Source organism: Sphingobium sp. TomMM35A (assembly GCF_054771735.1).
Map to the genome: position 1 here is coordinate 1,522,347 of NZ_BSRC01000001.1, position 17,789 is coordinate 1,540,135.

At 62.8% G+C, this 17,789-nt stretch carries 18 protein-coding genes; 17 read left to right on the forward strand and 1 reads right to left on the reverse strand.

The genetic code is table 11. The annotated features are described in order from the left end of the window. The first annotated feature begins 118 nt into the window (after window positions 1–118). The 7 genes from ACYU8T_RS07545 (at window position 119) to ACYU8T_RS07575 (ending at window position 7,849) form a co-directional block, all read left to right on the forward strand. The gene (locus ACYU8T_RS07545) at window positions 119–673 is read left to right on the forward strand and encodes a F0F1 ATP synthase subunit delta (protein ID WP_097092851.1); all 555 of its coding nucleotides are present in this window, start codon (window positions 119–121) and stop codon (window positions 671–673) included. A 2-nt stretch (window positions 674–675) separates the two neighbouring features. Continuing rightward, on the forward strand, window positions 676–2,205 hold the full coding sequence (gene atpA / locus ACYU8T_RS07550) for a F0F1 ATP synthase subunit alpha (protein ID WP_097092009.1): 1,530 nt from the start codon (window positions 676–678) through the stop codon (window positions 2,203–2,205). A gap of 106 nt (window positions 2,206–2,311) precedes the next feature. Next, entirely contained in the window at window positions 2,312–3,196 is an 885-nt protein-coding gene (locus ACYU8T_RS07555; RefSeq protein WP_097092010.1) for a F0F1 ATP synthase subunit gamma, read from the forward strand. Window positions 3,197–3,220: 24 nt separating this feature from the next. Further along, a complete protein-coding gene (gene atpD, locus ACYU8T_RS07560; protein ID WP_097092011.1) occupies window positions 3,221–4,666 on the forward strand; it encodes a F0F1 ATP synthase subunit beta in 1,446 nt (481 codons plus the stop codon). 153 nt (window positions 4,667–4,819) lie between these two features. Beyond that, entirely contained in the window at window positions 4,820–5,074 is a 255-nt protein-coding gene (locus tag ACYU8T_RS07565; RefSeq protein WP_066524624.1) for an ATP synthase F1 subunit epsilon, read from the forward strand. A 202-nt stretch (window positions 5,075–5,276) separates the two neighbouring features. Further along, complete coding sequence (locus ACYU8T_RS07570) at window positions 5,277–6,806, forward strand: CpaF family protein (RefSeq protein WP_247230740.1); 1,530 nt, start codon at window positions 5,277–5,279, stop codon at window positions 6,804–6,806. Between the two features lie 206 nt (window positions 6,807–7,012). After that, window positions 7,013–7,849: a DMT family transporter gene (locus ACYU8T_RS07575; protein ID WP_461159775.1), complete on the forward strand. Its 837-nt coding sequence runs from the start codon at window positions 7,013–7,015 to the stop codon at window positions 7,847–7,849. Here ACYU8T_RS07575 and ACYU8T_RS07580 read toward each other — a convergent pair. Continuing rightward, window positions 7,841–8,272, reverse strand: coding sequence for an OsmC family protein (locus tag ACYU8T_RS07580; protein ID WP_201514647.1), 432 nt, complete (start codon window positions 8,270–8,272; stop codon window positions 7,841–7,843). The genes ACYU8T_RS07575 and ACYU8T_RS07580 overlap by 9 nt on opposite strands. An 86-nt stretch (window positions 8,273–8,358) precedes the next feature. Between ACYU8T_RS07580 and ACYU8T_RS07585 the strand changes: the two genes are divergently transcribed. The 10 genes from ACYU8T_RS07585 (at window position 8,359) to ACYU8T_RS07630 (ending at window position 17,769) form a co-directional block, all read left to right on the forward strand. After that, a complete protein-coding gene (locus ACYU8T_RS07585; RefSeq protein WP_461158999.1) occupies window positions 8,359–8,724 on the forward strand; it encodes a PRC-barrel domain-containing protein in 366 nt (121 codons plus the stop codon). Between the two features lie 148 nt (window positions 8,725–8,872). Further along, window positions 8,873–9,541 carry an RBBP9/YdeN family alpha/beta hydrolase gene (locus tag ACYU8T_RS07590; RefSeq protein WP_097092015.1) on the forward strand — a complete coding sequence of 223 codons (669 nt, stop codon included), beginning with the start codon at window positions 8,873–8,875 and terminating at the stop codon, window positions 9,539–9,541. Between the two features lie 98 nt (window positions 9,542–9,639). Next, window positions 9,640–9,831, forward strand: coding sequence for a YezD family protein (locus ACYU8T_RS07595; protein ID WP_097092016.1), 192 nt, complete (start codon window positions 9,640–9,642; stop codon window positions 9,829–9,831). A 174-nt stretch (window positions 9,832–10,005) separates the two neighbouring features. Further along, window positions 10,006–12,474: a TonB-dependent receptor gene (locus ACYU8T_RS07600; RefSeq protein ID WP_461159000.1), complete on the forward strand. Its 2,469-nt coding sequence runs from the start codon at window positions 10,006–10,008 to the stop codon at window positions 12,472–12,474. 148 nt (window positions 12,475–12,622) lie between these two features. Next, window positions 12,623–13,495 (forward strand): 3-methyl-2-oxobutanoate hydroxymethyltransferase, encoded by an 873-nt coding sequence (gene panB / locus ACYU8T_RS07605; RefSeq protein WP_247230734.1) that lies wholly within the window; start codon window positions 12,623–12,625, stop codon window positions 13,493–13,495. Between the two features lie 74 nt (window positions 13,496–13,569). Further along, entirely contained in the window at window positions 13,570–14,268 is a 699-nt protein-coding gene (locus ACYU8T_RS07610) for a tetratricopeptide repeat protein (RefSeq protein ID WP_461159001.1), read from the forward strand. A gap of 10 nt (window positions 14,269–14,278) precedes the next feature. Further along, on the forward strand, window positions 14,279–15,628 hold the full coding sequence (locus tag ACYU8T_RS07615) for a PQQ-like beta-propeller repeat protein (protein WP_461159002.1): 1,350 nt from the start codon (window positions 14,279–14,281) through the stop codon (window positions 15,626–15,628). Between the two features lie 33 nt (window positions 15,629–15,661). Continuing rightward, window positions 15,662–17,044 carry a ribosome biogenesis GTPase Der gene (der, locus tag ACYU8T_RS07620; protein ID WP_247230730.1) on the forward strand — a complete coding sequence of 461 codons (1,383 nt, stop codon included), beginning with the start codon at window positions 15,662–15,664 and terminating at the stop codon, window positions 17,042–17,044. Beyond that, window positions 17,031–17,246 carry a sulfurtransferase TusA family protein gene (locus tag ACYU8T_RS07625; protein WP_097092022.1) on the forward strand — a complete coding sequence of 72 codons (216 nt, stop codon included), beginning with the start codon at window positions 17,031–17,033 and terminating at the stop codon, window positions 17,244–17,246. The genes der and ACYU8T_RS07625 overlap by 14 nt, the downstream gene beginning before the upstream one ends. An 82-nt stretch (window positions 17,247–17,328) precedes the next feature. Further along, on the forward strand, window positions 17,329–17,769 hold the full coding sequence (locus ACYU8T_RS07630; RefSeq protein ID WP_461159003.1) for an Hpt domain-containing protein: 441 nt from the start codon (window positions 17,329–17,331) through the stop codon (window positions 17,767–17,769). The last annotated feature ends 20 nt before the right edge of the window (window positions 17,770–17,789 follow it).

Genomic DNA, 17,789 nt, shown 5'->3' on the forward strand with positions numbered 1-17,789 from the left:
CATGGCTTGCATAGTCATAATCCCGCTGCTAACCGGCCGGGCAACAGGGGATCGGGACGGATAGACCGCGCCCCTCTTTTTTGCATGACCGGCAAATCAATTGGAGGACGGTAAGCGCGTGGAGACTACCGGCGGCATTCAGGCCAGCCTCAGCGGACGCTACGCGGTTGCGCTGTTCGATCTGGCTCGCGACGGCAACGCCCTCGACACCGTGGCGGCCAGCCTCGGCGCGATCAAGGCGGCGATTGCCGAATCGGCTGATTTCAAAAGCCTGATCAACAATCCCGTGCTCAGCCGCGACGCAGCGGGCAAGACGATCGCGGCGGTCGCATCTTCCATGGGGATCGACGCGCTGACGACCAAGTTCCTGGGCGTTCTGGCGGCTAACCGTCGCCTCTCGCAGCTGCCCGCGGTTATCCGCGCCTATGAAACGCTTCTTTCGAATCACAAGGGCGAAGTCCGCGCGGAAGTGACCAGCGCACATCCGCTCGATTCGAACCAAGTCACCGCCCTGCAGCAGAATCTGCGGGCGCGCGTCGGCCGCGAAGTCGCGCTCGATGCAAAGGTCGATCCCGCGATCCTGGGCGGGCTGGTCGTCAAGATCGGCAGCCAGATGATCGATTCCTCCATCCGCACCCGTTTGAATAGTCTCGCCCAGGCGATGAAAGGCTGAACATGGATATCAACGCCGCAGAAATTTCGAAGGTCATCAAGGACCAGATCGCCAATTTCGGCACCGAAGCGCAGGTGAGCGAAGTCGGTTCCGTGCTGACCGTGGGTGACGGCATTGCCCGCGTCCACGGCCTCGACAACGTCCAGGCGGGCGAAATGGTCGAGTTCGCCAATGGCGTGCAGGGCATGGCGCTCAACCTCGAAGCCGACAATGTCGGCGTCGTGATCTTCGGCTCGGACGCCGAGATCAAGGAAGGCGACACCGTCAAGCGCACCGGCACCATCGTCGACGTGCCGGTCGGCAAGGGCCTGCTCGGCCGCGTGGTCGACGGCCTCGGCAACCCGATCGATGGCAAGGGCCCGATCCAGTACACCGAGCGCAAGCGCGTCGAAGTCAAGGCTCCGGGCATCATCCCCCGCAAGTCTGTGCACGAACCCGTGCAGACCGGCCTCAAGGCGATCGACGCCCTCGTCCCCGTCGGCCGTGGCCAGCGCGAGCTGATCATCGGCGACCGCCAGACCGGCAAGACCGCCGTCGCGATCGACACCTTCATCAACCAGAAGGGCGTCAACGCTTCCGGCGATGAAAGCAAGAAGCTCTACTGCATCTACGTCGCCGTCGGCCAGAAGCGCTCGACCGTCGCGCAGATCGTCAAGCAGCTCGAAGAAAATGGCGCGATGGAATATTCGATCGTCGTCGCCGCGACCGCTTCGGAGCCCGCTCCGCTTCAGTATCTGGCGCCCTACACCGGCGTCACCATGGGCGAATTCTTCCGCGACAACGGCATGCATGCCGTGATCGTCTATGACGACCTTTCCAAACAGGCCGTCGCCTATCGTCAGATGTCGCTGCTGCTGCGTCGTCCTCCGGGCCGCGAAGCTTATCCCGGCGACGTTTTCTATCTGCACAGCCGCCTGCTGGAACGCGCTGCCAAGATGAACGACGCCAATGGCGCTGGCTCGCTGACCGCGCTGCCGATCATCGAAACGCAGGCAGGCGACGTGTCGGCCTATATTCCGACCAACGTGATTTCGATCACCGACGGCCAGATCTTCCTCGAAACCAACCTCTTCTACCAGGGCATCCGTCCGGCCATTAACGTCGGTCTGTCGGTGTCGCGCGTCGGTTCCGCCGCGCAGACCAAGGCGATGAAGAAGGTTTCGGGTTCGATCAAGCTGGAGCTGGCCCAGTACCGCGAAATGGCGGCGTTCGCCCAGTTCGGTTCGGACCTCGACGCTTCGACCCAGAAGCTGCTGAACCGTGGCGCGCGCCTCACTGAACTGCTGAAGCAGGCTCAGTTCTCGCCGCTGCCCTTCGAAGAGCAGACCGCGTCGATCTTCGCCGGCACCAACGGCTATCTCGACAACGTCGCTGTCAAGGACGTGACCCGCTACGAAGAGCTGATGCTCGCCTATCTGCGTCACGACCATGCCGACGTTCTCGCCGCGATCCGCGACAGCAAGGATCTGGGCGACGACGCCAAGAGCAAGCTGAAGGCCGCGCTCGACAGCTTCGGCAAGACGTTTGCGTAAAGGATAATCCGTCATCCCAGCGAAGGCTGGGATCTCAGGCCTCGAAGGTTCAACCTGGAGGCACGAGATCCTGACCTTCGTCAGGATGACGAACAGAAGGTTCGTCATGGCCAGCCTCAAGGAACTGAAGATCCGCATCGGGTCGGTGAAATCGACCCAGAAGATCACCAAGGCGAAGCAGATGGTCGCCGCGGCCAAGCTGCGCAAGGCGCAGGCTGCCGCCGAAGCAGCGCGTCCCTATTCCAGCCGTCTGGAAGCCGTGGTCGCCAGCCTCGCGTCGAAGATCGCAGGCGGTTCGGGCGAAGGCGCGTCGCCGCTGCTTGCTGGCACCGGCAAGGATGACGTCCATCTGCTGGTCGTCGCCAACTCCGACCGTGGCCTTGCTGGCGCGTTCAACGCCAACATCGTCAAGGCTGCGCGCGCCAAGGCGGACGAGCTGATCGCGCAGGGCAAGACCGTTCGTTTCTATCTGATCGGCCGCAAGGGTCGTCCGGTGATCAACCGCACCTTCCCCGGCATGATCGTCGCGCAGTTCGACACCACCGGTGTCAAGGAACCCGGCTTCAACCAGGCGTCCGAAATCGCGCATGAACTGACCGACATGTATCTGAACGGCAAGTTCGACGTCGCGCATCTCTTCTATTCGCAGTTCAAGTCGGCGCTCGCGCAGATCCCGACCGAACAGCAGATCATCCCGGTGAAGATCCCTGCCGATGCCGACCGCAACGCCATCGGCGCGACGGTGGAATATGAACCGAGCGAGGAAGCGATCCTCGACGACCTGTTGCCGCGCAACGTCACGGTACAGATCTTCAAGGCGCTGCTGGAAAACAACGCGTCCGAACAGGGCGCATCGATGACCGCCATGGACAATGCGACCCGCAACGCCGGCGACCTCATCAACAAGCTGACCATCCAGTATAACCGCAGCCGTCAGGCGGCGATCACCACCGAACTGGTCGAAATCATCTCGGGCGCGGAAGCCCTCTAAGATCACGCACGCAAGGAAGCAGTCATGGCAACCACCAACAATGTAGGCCGCATTTCGCAGGTCATCGGCGCCGTCGTCGACGTGACCTTCCCCGATGCGCTCCCCGCTATTCTCTCGGCGCTGGAAACCAGCAACAACGGCAACCGCCTTGTTCTGGAAGTCGCCCAGCATCTGGGTGAAAACACCGTCCGCACCATCGCGATGGACTCGACCGACGGTCTGACCCGCGGTCAGGAAGTCACCGACACCGGCGCGCAGATCAGCGTTCCCGTCGGCCCGGCGACGCTCGGCCGCATCCTGAACGTCGTCGGTGAGCCGATCGACGAGCGTGGCCCTGTCGCCACCACCGTCACCGCCCCGATCCACGCCAAGGCGCCGGAGTTCGTCGACCAGTCGACCGACGCGTCGATCCTCGTCACCGGCATCAAGGTCATCGACCTTCTCGCCCCTTACGCAAAGGGCGGCAAGATCGGCCTGTTCGGCGGCGCGGGCGTCGGCAAGACCGTGCTCATCCAGGAACTGATCAACAACATCGCGAAGGGCCATGGCGGCACCTCCGTGTTCGCGGGCGTCGGTGAGCGTACCCGCGAAGGTAACGACCTCTATCACGAATTCCTCGACGCAGGCGTTATCGCCAAGGACGCCGACGGCAACGCGATCAGCGAAGGTTCGAAGGTGGCGCTGGTTTATGGCCAGATGAACGAGCCCCCGGGCGCCCGCGCTCGCGTCGCTCTGTCGGGCCTCACCATCGCGGAATATTTCCGCGACCAGGAAGGCCAGGACGTGCTGTTCTTCGTCGACAACATCTTCCGCTTCACCCAGGCGGGCGCGGAGGTGTCGGCGCTGCTCGGCCGTATTCCTTCGGCCGTGGGCTACCAGCCGACCTTGTCGACCGACATGGGCGCGCTGCAGGAGCGCATCACCTCGACCAACAAGGGTTCGATCACCTCGGTTCAGGCCGTGTATGTCCCCGCAGACGACTTGACCGACCCGGCGCCTGCGACCTCGTTCGCGCACTTGGACGCCACCACCGTTCTCAACCGCGCTATTTCGGAACTCGGCATCTATCCGGCGGTCGACCCGCTGGACTCGACCAGCCGCGTTCTGGAACCCCGCGTCGTTGGCCAGGAGCATTATGAAACCGCCCGTGCGGTTCAGGCGATCCTGCAGAAGTACAAGTCGCTTCAGGACATCATCGCGATCCTGGGCATGGACGAGCTTTCGGAAGAAGATAAGCTCACCGTCGCCCGCGCCCGCAAGATCCAGAAGTTCCTGTCGCAGCCCTTCCACGTCGCCGAAGTCTTCACCGGCATCTCGGGCAAGTTCGTCCAGATCGAAGACACGGTGAAGTCGTTCAAGGCCGTGGTCGAAGGCGAATATGACCATCTGCCCGAAAACGCCTTCTACATGGTCGGCGGCATCGACGAAGCCATCGAAAAGGCAAAGAAGCTGGCCGCCGAAGCGGCGTAAGCTCCACAATGTCCCCCTCCCGCAAGCGGGAGGGGTCGGGGGTGGGCCGCGAGCGGAGCGAGCCTCGACCTATCCCTGAAGTTTGCAGGCGATTGCTAACGCAACCGCACCCACCCCTGCCCCTCCCTTGAAAGGGAGGGGGGAGAGTTACAGATGGCACTGCATTTCGAACTCGTGACTCCCGAAAAGCTCGTCCGCTCGGAAGAGGTCTATCAGGTCGTCGTCCCCGGCACCGATGGCGACTTCGGCGTGCTGGAAGGGCACGCGCCCTTCATGTCCACCGTCCGCGACGGCGCGATCCAGATTTTCGCCTCGGCCGGTTCGGCTCCCGAAGTCATCCCCGTCCAGGGCGGCTTCGCTGAAGTCAACGAAAAGGGCCTGACCGTCCTTGCGGAGCATGCTGGCTAAGCCAAAGCGCACCTCCTGATCCGCTTGCCCAAGAAGGCCGCGTTCGCCAAGGAACGCGGCCTTCTTGCATTGCGGCACGGAGCGCGCTCGCCTCGGCCATTAGCCATTTGTCAAAGTTTCCAGCCTATTCACCATCTCCAGCCATATTTGATCGGTCTCTTTGTGGTTGGCTCGATCGATCGGAACATGCCGGCGGAGAATTATGAGCGCGTTTGGACGGAAAAATGGACCTGCGGGTATCAAGCCGGGTTTCGGCGTCGCCCGGCCCATGCAGGGCGGCGCACCGCGTGAAGAAGCGCGCGGCGGCGACCAGTTTCCTCCGCTCGACATGGCGCCCTTGCCCGCCAGCGAAAGCCCGGTCGATCCGCTGTCCGCTCCCACGACCCAGATGCAACGCAACGCCGACGCCTTGCAACGCCTGTCGGACCGCGCCAACGCTGAGCATGTCGCCGATGCAGGGCCGCAAGGCTTCGAAGCCTCCGTCCACAAGATCAAGGAACAGGTCCTCCCCCGCCTGCTGGAACGCGTTGATCCGGAAGCCGCCGCCACCCTCAGCAAGGATGAACTGGCCGAGGAATTCCGCCCCATCATCATGGAGGTGCTGGCCGAGCTCAAGCTCACCCTCAACCGCCGCGAACAATTCGCGCTGGAAAAGGTGCTGGTCGACGAACTGCTCGGCCTCGGTCCGCTAGAGGAACTGCTCGCCGATCCCGACGTCAGCGACATCATGGTCAACGGCCCGGAGCAGACCTACATCGAAAAGAAGGGCAAGCTCCAGATCGCTCCCATCAAGTTCCGCGATGAAGAGCATCTGTTCCAGATCGCCCAGCGCATCGTGAACAAGGTCGGCCGCCGCGTTGATCAGACCACGCCGCTCGCCGACGCCCGCCTGCCCGACGGCAGCCGCGTCAACGTGATCGTGCCGCCGCTCTCGCTGCGCGGCACCGCCATCTCGATCCGTAAATTTTCCGCCAAGCCGATCACCATCGACATGCTCGCCCAATGGGGCGCGATGAGCCCGAAGATGGCCACCGCGCTCAAGATCGCAGGCGCATCGCGCATGAACATCGTCATCTCGGGCGGCACCGGCTCGGGCAAGACCACCATGCTCAACGCCCTGTCGAAGATGATCGACCCGGGCGAGCGCGTCCTCACCATTGAGGACGCGGCCGAACTGCGCCTGCAACAGCCGCACTGGCTACCCCTCGAAACCCGCCCGCCCAACCTTGAAGGCCAGGGCGCCATCACCATCGGCGATCTCGTCAAGAACGCCCTGCGTATGCGCCCTGACCGCATCATCCTGGGCGAAATTCGTGGCGCGGAGTGCTTCGACCTGCTCGCGGCGATGAACACGGGCCATGACGGCTCCATGTGCACGCTCCACTCCAACTCGCCCCGCGAATGCCTCGGCCGTATGGAGAACATGATCCTGATGGGCGACATCAAGATTCCGAAGGAGGCCATCTCGAAACAGATCGCCGACTCCGTCGACCTCATCGTGCAGGTTAAGCGCCTGCGCGACGGTTCGCGCCGCGTCACCAACATCACCGAAGTCATCGGCATGGAAGGCGACGTCATCGTCACCCAGGAACTGTTCAAGTTCGAATATCATGACGAGGACGACAGCGGTAAGATCGTCGGCGAATATCGGTCGATGGGCCTCCGCCCTTACACGCTGGACAAGGCCCGGCAGTTCGGTTTCGACCAGCCCTTCCTGGAAGCCTGCCTCTGATCCTGCACGCGCGATAGCGGCAACCCAGCCGCTATCCACCGCATAAATCGTAATTTATCCGCCCGGTGGTTGCGTGACCGTGTCCGCCGGTTAAAGCGAACCGCGTGCAACCGCCCGCCCCGATCAGCCCGCCCGAAGAGCTTCCGCCACCGCCGCCGGTCCGCGAAGAGCATCCGCTCAAGGGCATAGGCCTGCGCCTGCTGGCCATGATGTTCATGGCCGTCATGTTCGCGCTGGGCAAAGTCGTCGGCACGCGCGGCGTCAGCCTGATCGAACTCATCTTCTACCGCCAGGCGCTGGCTCTGCCGCTGATCGTCACCTGGGTCGCAATGACAGACGGCCTCGCCTCGGTCCGCACGAACCGCCTCGGCGCGCATGTCAGCCGCACCGTGCTCGGCCTCACCGGCATGGTCCTCAACTTCGGCTCATACCTGCTGCTGCCCCTGACCGAGGCGACGGCCATCGGTTTCACCATGCCAATCTTCGCCACCCTGCTCTCTGCGCTCCTGCTGCGGGAGGCAACGGGCCCGCATCGCTGGGCCGCCATCCTGCTCGGCTTCGTCGGGATCATCATCATGGTCCGCCCGGATGGCATGCACTTCCCGCCGCTGGGCCTCGCCGTCGCGCTTTCCGCCGCCGTCATCACCGCCTGCATCGGCCTGCTGCTCCGCGACCTCGGCCGGACGGAAAGGACGGGCGCCATCGTCTTCTGGTTCACGATCCTCTCGATCCCGCCCCTCGGCATCCTGATGCTTTTCGTCGGGAAAGCACATGATCCCATCACCTGGGCCATGCTGATGGGCGTCGGCATCACCGGGGGCGTGGCGCAACTGTGCATGACCGGGGCGCTGCGCCATGCCCCCGTGTCGGTCGTGCTGCCGATGGATTACAGCACGATCATCTGGTCGACCATGCTCGGCCTGCTGATCTGGGGCGAATGGCCGATGTACACGACCTGGATCGGCGCAGCGCTCATCATCCTGAGCGGCCTCTACATCGCGTGGCGGGAACATATACGCTCCCGCCGACCCGCCTCAGCCTAGCAGTTCCGCGTCCAGGCTAATTTCAGCCTTCAGCAGCTTCGACACGGGGCAATTTTCCTTCGCCTTCGCCGCCAGTTCCTGAAACTGCGCGTCGTCGGCGCCCGGGATCGTGGCCTTCAGCGTCAGCTTGCTGGCCGTGATCGCAAAGCCACCCTCCTGCTGCTCCAGCGTGACGACGGCATTGGTTTCCATCTTCTCCGCCGTCAGCCCGGCTTCGCCAAGGATCATCGACAGCGCCATGGTGAAGCAGGACGCATGCGCCGCCGCGATCAACTCTTCCGGGTTGGAACCCGGCACGCCCTCGAACCGCATTGCAAAGCCATAAGGGTGCGCGTCCAGAGCGCCGCTCTGCGTCGAAATCGCGCCCTTGCCGTCTTTCAGGCCGCCGCTCCATACCGCCGATCCGCTGCGATTGATCTTCATCTCATCCTCCTGTTTCGAAGAGTGGGAACCCCGCTGATCCTCCCCGGTTTCATGGGTCTAGCGCATTATGATGCAGGAGGGTGACGATGACTGATCCCGCAACCCAAAATTCCAGTGACCTGATCGCCTCCGACCGTGTGGAAGGAACCGCCGTCTACAACCGGCAAGGAGAAAGGCTCGGCCATATCTCCAACTTCATGGTGGAAAAGCGCAGCGGGCAGGTCCGCTATGCCCTGCTTTCCTTCGGCGGCTTCCTCGGCCTTGGCAACGATCATTACCCGATCCCCTGGTCGATGCTGAACTATGACACCGATAAGGGCGGCTATGTCTTGGATCTCAGCAAGGATATGCTGGAAAGCGCACCCCGTCACACGCCCGACACTCCGCCGGATTATGACGACACATATGGCCGCACCGTCTTCTCCTATTATGGCCTCATATATCCTTGGTAATGGGCTCCCGGCTCAAGCCCAAGCCGTTCGCCCGACCTGAACGCCAGATGAATCCGGTCGCCCAAATTTGGACACAATTGGTCGCTCAAGCATTGTCTACTTAAAGAATAGAATTATGTTCAACCTGTAATTGGACGAGGATCAGACAATGGACCGATTCGGACATCTGGGCGACACGCGCAATCCGGTCGTGCTGACCATTCCCGGTCTGAACAACAGCGGCCCCGGCCACTGGCAGACGCTTTGGGAAGAGGTCAGAGGAGATTGCCAGCGCGTCGACCTGGGCAGTTGGGCCAGTCCCAATCGCAATGCATGGGTCACGCGCCTGGACGCCGCGATCCGGGAAGCTGAGGGGCCGATCATCCTGGCCGCACACAGCCTTGGCTGCCTTGCGGTCGCTTGGTGGGGTGCCCTGCAGAGCCAGGCCTATGGCTGGCCAGTGACCGGCGCTTTGCTGGTCGCCCCTCCCGATTGCGACAGAATGGAAACGCCGGAGACGATCGGCGGCTTTGGCCCCACTCCCCGCGCTCAATTGCCCTTCCCTTCGCTGGTCGTCGCCAGCCGCAATGATCCTTATATATTCTTCGAACGGGCACACAGCATCGCAAAGAACTGGGGCAGCACCTTCGTCGATGCGGGCTTCAGCGGCCACATCAACGCTGACTCCGACCTTGGCAGTTGGGAATTTGGCCAATCCCTGTTGGAACAGCTGATCGACAATGCGCATGAACAGGCCTCTGTGATGCGCCAGATGCGGCCCGCCATCCCCATGGCTCATAAGGAAAGGAAGCTGGCAGCAATGCGGATGATCGGCTGAAAAAAGGACGGGCGCTACAAGTCAAACTTGGGCGCCCTATATATTTGCTTTTTTGTCTATTGAATTAGTTGAGATAAAAGCGGGGCCAAGAGGTGCTTATGAGTGACAGCCGAACAGTTGAATTTGCCCGCAATGGCCGCGCAGACGGCCAAAGGGCAGACATAGCCGTCAGCATCGACAAGGTTCGTGGCGTGCTGGAAGCATTACGCTTCGGATCGATCACCTTGACCGTGCATGACGCGCGCGTCGTCCAGATCGATGTGACGGAAAAAACTCGCCTTACCGCTTGACTAAGATCGGGGGGCAATAGGGTCGCAAGGCCAAGCCGCCGGACAGGCGGTTAATAACAGGCGGCAGGGGGTGGGCCGCTGACTGTCCAATACCATTCCCAGACCATCGGCGTTGACCGGCCCACCGGAAATGCCGCGATCAACATTCACCGGACCTCCGGAAGGGGAATTACTATGATTGCGCGTTCTCTGTTGCTCGCCGGCGTGGCGAGCGCATCCATCTTTGCGTCCAGCGTCCATGCTGAGGAAGCGCCTGCACCAGCCGCCGATCCGGCTGCACAGGTCGATCAGGCAGCCAATCCGCGCGGCGACGTGATCATCGTCACCGCCCGCCGCCGTGCTGAAACGGCGCAGGAAGTGCCGCTGGCGATCTCCGTCATTCGCGGCGACAGCATCGAAGCGACCGGCAACTTCAACGTCGTGAAGCTTCAGCAGCTTGCGCCGACATTGCAGGTCTACACCACCAATCCCCGCAACACCTCGGTCAATATCCGTGGCCTTGGCGTGCCGTTCGGCCTCACCAGCGACGGGTTCGAACAGGGCGTCGGCATCTATGTCGATGACGTCTACAATTCGCGCGTCGCTGCCGCCACCTTCGACTTCCTGGACGTGAACCAGGTCGAAGTGCTGCGCGGCCCCCAGGGCACGCTCTACGGCAAGAACACGACGGCGGGAGCGATCAACATCACGACCAACCAGCCGACCTTCGACTTCGAAGGCCGCGCGGAACTGAGCGTCGGCAACCTGAACTATCGCCAGGCAAAGGCCGCGATCTCCGGCCCGCTGTCCGACACCGTCGCCGCGCGCCTTGCCGTGGCGGCGACCAGCCGCCGGGGCACGCTGTACAATGTCACGTCGCAGCGTTGGATCAACGAACAGGACAATCTCGGCATTCGCGGCCAGTTGCTGTTCCGGCCCAATGACGATCTCGATATCACGCTGTCGGGTGACTACAGCAGGCAAGACCCGGAATGCTGCGGCACCACCTTCGTCCGCGTAGGCCGCACGCAGCGTCCGCTGAACCGTCAATATGACGCGCTTGCGGCAGCGCAGGGCTATGTCGTGCCAAGTCGCAATCCCTATGACCGGTTGACTGATCTCGACAGCAACCTGAACGCGGGCAACAAGATCGGCGGCGTGTCGGCGCGTATCAAGTGGGACATCGGCCCAGGCACGCTGACGTCCGTCACCGCTTGGCGCTTCTGGGACTGGAAACCGGAAAATGATCGCGATTTCACTGGCCTGTCGATCGTGTCGCGCTCGCAAAATCCTTCGCAGCAGGATCAGTATAGCCAGGAATTCCGCTATAATTACGAAAGCCAGAAGATCGACTTCGTGGTCGGCCTCTTTGGCTTCAAGCAGCGGATCGACACCCAGGGCACCGAACAGCAAGGCGTCAACGCTGCCCAATGGAGCCTTGCGCCCTCGACCAATCCGTTGAACCCGGCCAACAACCCCGCAACCCTTGCGGGCCTGACGGCCAGCAATACCCAGTATCTGAAGGCCGAGAGCGCCGCCCTGTTCGGTCAGCTCAGCTGGAAAGTCACCGATGCGCTGACGCTGCAGCCTGGCCTTCGCCTCAACTATGACAAGAAGTCCGGCTTCTATCAGCGTGTCGTGACCAACGCACAGGGCCAGGCGATCAGCTGCACGCCCACTCCTGCGCCCGGCACGATCGCGGGCACGTCGCAGCAATGCGGCGTCTACCAGCCGCAGGTCAGCGCGCCGTCCGACAGCGCGTGGAACTTCACCTATGACTTCAACGTCAACTATAAGGTTGCGCGCGACATTCTGGCCTATGCGACCTACGCCAAGAGCTTCAAGACGCTCGGCATCAACCAGAACGGCTTGCCGCTCAACATCGACAATACGGTCAATTTCGATGCCGCGACGGTGAAGCCGGAATCGGTCCATCATTTCGAAGTCGGCCTGAAGACTCAGCTTTGGGATCGCCGCGCGACCTTCAATATTTCGGCCTTCCGCACCACCATCAAGGACTTCCAGGCGACGGTGAACGGCGGCCAGTTCGGCACTGTGCGCGGCTATCTTGCCAACGCTGAAAAGGTCCGGTCTCAGGGCATCGAAGCGGACTTCAAGGTGGTCGCAAGCGACCGCTTCACCGCTTATGCGAACGCGGCCTATACCGACGCCAAGTACAAGAAGTTCACCAACGCGCCCTGCCCGCCTGAACTGTCCGGAGGCCCCTCGCAGCCTTCCGGCGTCCCGGCCGACTATTCGCAGCCGGGTGTTCCGGGCGCTCCCAGCCCCCGCCAGTGCGACATCTCCGGCCAGGACCTGCCCGGCGTGTCCAAATGGGCTTTCTCCTACGGCGCGGAATATAACATCCCGGTCACGCTGCTGGCGAAGGAAGGCCAGGTCTATCTGGGCGTCGACGGCAACTACCGTTCGCACTGGAACTCGAACGCGTCGCCTTCACGCTATACGGAAGTGAAGGGCTACGCCCTCACCAACTTCCGCGCTGGCTTCCGTGGCGAAGGTTTCGACATCTTCGGCTGGGTCCGCAACGCCTTCGACGTGAACTATATCGAAAATCTCCAGGTCGCACCCGGCAACACCGGCCTGATCGCAGGCCAGGTCGGCGACCCGCGCACTTGGGGCGGAACACTCAAATTCTCGTTCTGATACCGTAACAAGTCACCCCCTGCGGGAGCGGCACAGGCCTGCCGCTCCCGTTCTTTTTTATTTCGCTATTTCCTTATTGAATTCCAATCCGGGCAAACCGGCCCGCCCCCGATTTGCGCCCCCGGCCCCGCTGGAGTAGAGCGGCCTCATGTCCACCACCTTCACGCTCGACACATCCACCAGCCGCGCCAATCCCACGCCCGCGCCGATGAAGCGCCTGACCGTTCCCGCGATCCAGCGCCGGAAAGTGGAGGGCAAGACGGACGAGCCGCTGGTCATGCTGACCGCCTACACCGCCCGTCAGGCGCAACTGCTCGATCCCCATTGCGACATGCTGCTGGTGGGCGACTCACTCGGCCAGGTGATTTACGGCCTGCCCTCCACCCTTCCCGTCACCCTCGACATGATGATCGCCCATGGCGCCGCCGTGGTCCGGGGCAGCTATCACAGCCTCGTCCTCGTCGACATGCCCTTCGGCAGCTACGAAGCCTCCCCCGCCCAGGCCTTCGCCAGCGCCAGCCGCGTCATGGCCGAAACCGGCTGTGCAGCCGTCAAGCTGGAAGGGGGCCAGGCCATGGCCGACACCATCGCCTTCCTCACCCAGCGCGGCATCCCCGTCATGGCGCATGTCGGCCTCACGCCTCAGGCCGTCAACGCGCTCGGCGGCTATGGCGCGCGCGGCAAGAGCCAGGAAGAACATGCCAAGATCATGGACGATGCCCGCGCCGTCGCGAGCGCCGGAGCATTCGCGGTAGTTCTCGAAGGCGTCCTGGAGGACCTGGCTGTCGCCATCACCGACAGCCTAGACATACCCGTCATCGGCATCGGCGCATCGGCACATTGCGATGGTCAGGTGCTGGTTGCCGAGGATATGCTCGGCATGTTCGAACGCGTGCCCCGCTTCGTGAAACGATACGAAAACATAGCCGAAACCATCAGCAATGCAGCCGAACGCTATGCCGCCGAAGTGCGCGATCGCAGCTTCCCCACGGCAGATCAGGTGTACCGGCCCAAAAAGTGATTTGCGCTAAGCGCCGCCGCCGCTATTGATCGCGCCTTCCGCCAGCTTTTTCTGACGCATATCTGGAGACCCAAGTGGCCCTGACGCCGCAAAACAGCGAAGCCTTCATGCGCGAAGTCGATGAGGCCGTTCGCCAGGACCAGCTGCTGACCTTCTGGCAGCGTTTTGGCCGCTGGATTCTCGCGGCTGTCGTGATCGGCCTCCTGGCCTTTGCGGGCTGGCTCTACTGGCAGCACCACAGCACTACCCAGTCCCAGGCCGTGTCGGAGGAAATGGACAAGGTGCTCGCGGCGGCCGCAGGTGGTGGAACGCCTGATGCCAAGCAGCTTGACGGGCTGACCAATGCCAGCCAGCCTGGCTTCCGCGCATCGGCCCTGCTGGTGAAAGCTGGCGTTGCCGCGCGCAAGGGCGACGACAAGGGTGCCATCGCCGCCTACAAGGCGATAGCAGCGGACAGCTCGCTCGATCAGCCCTATCGTGACCTGGCGCTCATCCGACAGACCGTATTGGAATTCGAAGCGCTTCAGCCGCAACAAATTGTCAATCGGCTCAAGCCGCTGGCCGTGGAGGGCGCTCCCTGGTTCGGCAGCGCCGGTGAACTGGTCGCGATCGCCTATATGAAGATGGGCAAACGTGAACTCGCCGGACCCTTGTTCGCCGCGATGGCAAAGGATGCCACTGTGCCGCAGTCGATCCGTTCACGTGCGCGACAGATGGCGGGCTTATTGGGCATAGACGCGGTCGAAACGCCAGCCGCACCGGGACAGGGATGAAGATAAGCGCATGGGGATGCACAGCATGACGAAATTCGCAGCCACCCGCCGGGCCGTGACCGCTGCCGCGATGGTCGCGCTGTTGGCGGGCTGTGGCATCGTGGGTGGCAAGAAGGGCGGCCCCAAGACCCCCGTGGTCGGCAACCGCGTGTCGATCTTGACCAATGAGCAGGGGGTGGAAGTCGATCCGACGCTGGCCGATGTGCCCGTCACGCTCCCGGACGCCTATGCCAATGATCAATGGTCCCAGCCGGGCGGCGGCCCTTCCAAGGCGATGGGCCATCTTGCTCTGAGCGCCTCCCCGGCTACCGCCTGGACCAGCTCGATAGAAGGAAGCACGCCGCGCGCGCGCCTCGCCTCCTCGCCCGTCATCGCCAACGGCAAGCTTTACGTCATCGACGCGGGTGCGCGTGTCATCGCGTTCGATGCCACAAGTGGCGCCAAACTCTGGCAGACCGCCCTTCCCGCCGAAGGCAGCGGCCGGGCCCTGTTCGGTGGCGGCGTCAGCATCGTCGATGACAAGATTTACGCAAGCACGGGCGTCGGCGACGTGGCCGCACTTAGTGCGGCGAACGGCTCCATCTTGTGGAAGAAGCGTCCTGGCGGCCCGCTGCGGGGGGCGCCTACGCTCGCCAATGGCCATGTCTATGTCATGGGCCAGGACAACCAGATTTTCGCGCTGAACCAGAGCGACGGCGAAGTGCAGTGGACCGACAGCGGCACATTGCAGGTCACGGGCGTGTTCGGCGTTGCGGCTCCCGCCGCCGCGCAGGGGACGGTGATCGCAGGCTATAGCTCGGGCGAACTCACTGCCTATCGCTATGAAAATGGCCGCACCCTCTGGGGCGACGCCCTGTCGCGCACCAGCATTTCGACCGCGGTCGCGTCGCTCACCGACATCGACGCCAATCCTGTGGTCGACCGCGGCCGCGTCTTTGCCATCGGACAGGGTGGCCGCATGGCCTCCTACGAACTGGTGAGCGGCCAGCGCCTGTGGGAAATCAACATCGCCGGCATCTCAACCCCTTGGGTGGCGGGCGAATGGGTGTTTGTCGTGACCAGCGACGCCAAGCTGCTCTGCGTCGCCCGCGCGACCGGCAAGATCCGCTGGATCAGCCAGCTTCGCCGGTGGGAAAAGGAAAAGAAGAAGGCGAACGCTATCCGCTGGACAGGGCCGGTACTCGCTGGAGGACGCCTGATCCTTGTATCCACGCATGGCGATCTCAACTATGTCGATCCGGCGACCGGAGCGATCCAGTCTGAGGTGGACATGGACAGGTCCATGTCGCTTTCCCCCGTTGTCGCGAACAACATGCTCTATATTCTTGCTGACGACGGCAAGCTGACGGCGCTGCGCTAAGGCGGCGCCATAGAAAGGAAACGGGCCCTCATCATGCTGCCCACAGTTGCCATTGTCGGGCGGCCCAATGTGGGCAAGTCCACCCTTTTCAACCGGCTCGTCGGCAAGAAGCTGGCGCTGGTCGATGACCAGCCCGGCGTCACGCGCGACCGGCGTGAAGGGCAGGCAAATCTGCTCGGTGTCGATTTCACCATCATCGACACGGCAGGCTATGAGGATGAAGATCCCCAGACCTTGCCCGGCCGCATGCGCATGCAAACGCAGGCTGCCGTTGAAAGCGCCGACGTCGCGCTGTTCCTCATGGACGCCCGCGCAGGCGTGACCCCGCTCGATGAGGAAATCGCTCGCTGGCTGCGCGAAGGTGACGCGCCTGTCGTGCTGGTCGCCAACAAGGCGGAAGGCAGAACGGGTGCCGACGGCGTCATGGAAGCCTTCAGCCTGGGCCTTGGCGAGCCTGTCCCGCTGTCGGCCGAACATGGCCAGGGCATGGCCGACCTCTTCCAGGCGCTCCTCCCCTATATCGACCGCGAGGAAGAGGAAGATGAAGAGGAGGCCGAACCGAGCGAGGCAGACCTTGAGGCCGCCCCCCTCAAGCTCGCCATCGTGGGCCGCCCCAACGCGGGCAAATCGACCCTCATCAACCGCTTGCTAGGTGAAAATCGTCTGCTGACCGGTCCTGAAGCAGGCATCACCCGAGACAGCATCGCGGTCGACTGGGCCTGGACCGATCCTCGCGATGAGGATGCCGACCCGCGCCCTGTCCGCCTGATTGACACCGCAGGTATGCGCAAGCGCGCCAAGGTGCAGGACAAGCTTGAAAAGCTCGCTGTTTCGGACGGTCTGAACGCTGTGAACTTCGCCGAAGTCGTCGTGCTTCTGCTCGATTCCACGCGGGGGCTTGAGGCGCAGGACCTGCGCATCGCTGACAAAGTGCTCGAGGAAGGCCGCGCCCTCGTCGTCGCGCTCAATAAGTGGGACACGGTGGAAAATGGCTCGGCCCTCTATCAGGGCATCAAGCAGGCGCTTTCTGACGGACTCGCGCAAATTCGCGGCGTTCCTATCATGACAGTCTCCGGCGCGACCGGAAAAGGCCTGGATGATCTCATCCGCGTCGCCTTCGAAACGCGCACGGCCTGGTCGCAACGTGTGTCCACCGGCATTCTCAACCGCTGGTTCGAACGCGCGCTGGAAGCCAATCCTCCTCCTGCCCCTGGCGGCAAGCGGATCAAGCTGCGCTACATCACGCAGAACAAGACCCGTCCTCCTACGTTCGTGCTGTTCGGCACGCGTCTGGACGAACTGCCGGAAAGCTACCGGCGCTATCTCGTCAACGGCATCCGGAAGGAGCTGGGCTTCGGCGCCGTTCCGGTGCGCCTGACGTTGCGTAGCGCGCGCAATCCTTATGCCAACAAATGATCCGGTGCATGTGAATGCCAGGGGAATGAAATGCCCCTGGCCTGCCCTGCGTGCCGCCCGGGCCATGCGGTCGGCCGATCTGGTGACGGTAGAAGCGGACGATCCCAACGCCGCCCGCGAACTGGAGGCGCTGACCCGGCAGCATGGCTGGGGCTTTGCCGAAACCGCTCCGGACCGGTTCCAATTGTCGCGCAATTCCTGAAGCTTGCCCGGTTCTGACGCTACGGCTTAACCTGCTGTTTACGCACCCCTTCTATCGTGAAGGTGAAACAGGGAGTGACACCGTGTCATATCAAGAGGCAGAACTGGTCAACCAGCCCGATCTGGCCAAGTCCAGAGCGGAACTGGGCAGCGCATTTGTCCGTATCCTGAGCTACTTTCGCGAAGACGGCGAAAAAGCCATCAGCACCATCGAGCAGGCCATACGCGAACGCAACGCCATCGCTCTTGTCACTCCGGCTCACACGCTGAAGGGCGAATCAGCCCAGTTCGGCGCCCATCGGCTGAGCGGCATGGCCGAACGGATCGAAATGGTCGCGCGGCGCTGTGTCGAGAGCCACGAAGGACCTGACGAATTGATCGAAGTCGTCGTCGCCCTGCGGCCTTGCTTTACCGAAACCATGTCGATCCTCGATCGCGACTCCAATCCGCTCGTAGCCCGTCGCCCCGCCACCTTCGGCCGTCGCGCCGATAGCCCATCGGCAGGTTTTGGCCGCATGGCCTGATCGGCTGCATATCGCGTATT

Bases quoted from the DNA above. Each gene is read 5' to 3' on its own strand.
- atpA (WP_097092009.1), top strand. From the start codon at position 676: ATGGATATCAACGCCGCAGAAATTTCGAAGGTCATCAAGGACCAGATC.
- ACYU8T_RS07555 (WP_097092010.1), top strand. From the start codon at position 2,312: ATGGCCAGCCTCAAGGAACTGAAGATCCGCATCGGGTCGGTGAAATCG.
- atpD (WP_097092011.1), top strand. From the start codon at position 3,221: ATGGCAACCACCAACAATGTAGGCCGCATTTCGCAGGTCATCGGCGCC.
- ACYU8T_RS07565 (WP_066524624.1), top strand. From the start codon at position 4,820: ATGGCACTGCATTTCGAACTCGTGACTCCCGAAAAGCTCGTCCGCTCG.
- ACYU8T_RS07570 (WP_247230740.1), top strand. From the start codon at position 5,277: ATGAGCGCGTTTGGACGGAAAAATGGACCTGCGGGTATCAAGCCGGGT.
- ACYU8T_RS07575 (WP_461159775.1), top strand. From the start codon at position 7,013: ATGATGTTCATGGCCGTCATGTTCGCGCTGGGCAAAGTCGTCGGCACG.
- ACYU8T_RS07580 (WP_201514647.1), bottom strand. From the start codon at position 8,272: ATGAAGATCAATCGCAGCGGATCGGCGGTATGGAGCGGCGGCCTGAAA.
- ACYU8T_RS07585 (WP_461158999.1), top strand. From the start codon at position 8,359: ATGACTGATCCCGCAACCCAAAATTCCAGTGACCTGATCGCCTCCGAC.
- ACYU8T_RS07590 (WP_097092015.1), top strand. From the start codon at position 8,873: ATGGACCGATTCGGACATCTGGGCGACACGCGCAATCCGGTCGTGCTG.
- ACYU8T_RS07595 (WP_097092016.1), top strand. From the start codon at position 9,640: ATGAGTGACAGCCGAACAGTTGAATTTGCCCGCAATGGCCGCGCAGAC.
- ACYU8T_RS07600 (WP_461159000.1), top strand. From the start codon at position 10,006: ATGATTGCGCGTTCTCTGTTGCTCGCCGGCGTGGCGAGCGCATCCATC.
- panB (WP_247230734.1), top strand. From the start codon at position 12,623: ATGTCCACCACCTTCACGCTCGACACATCCACCAGCCGCGCCAATCCC.
- ACYU8T_RS07615 (WP_461159002.1), top strand. From the start codon at position 14,279: ATGGGGATGCACAGCATGACGAAATTCGCAGCCACCCGCCGGGCCGTG.
- der (WP_247230730.1), top strand. From the start codon at position 15,662: ATGCTGCCCACAGTTGCCATTGTCGGGCGGCCCAATGTGGGCAAGTCC.
- ACYU8T_RS07625 (WP_097092022.1), top strand. From the start codon at position 17,031: ATGCCAACAAATGATCCGGTGCATGTGAATGCCAGGGGAATGAAATGC.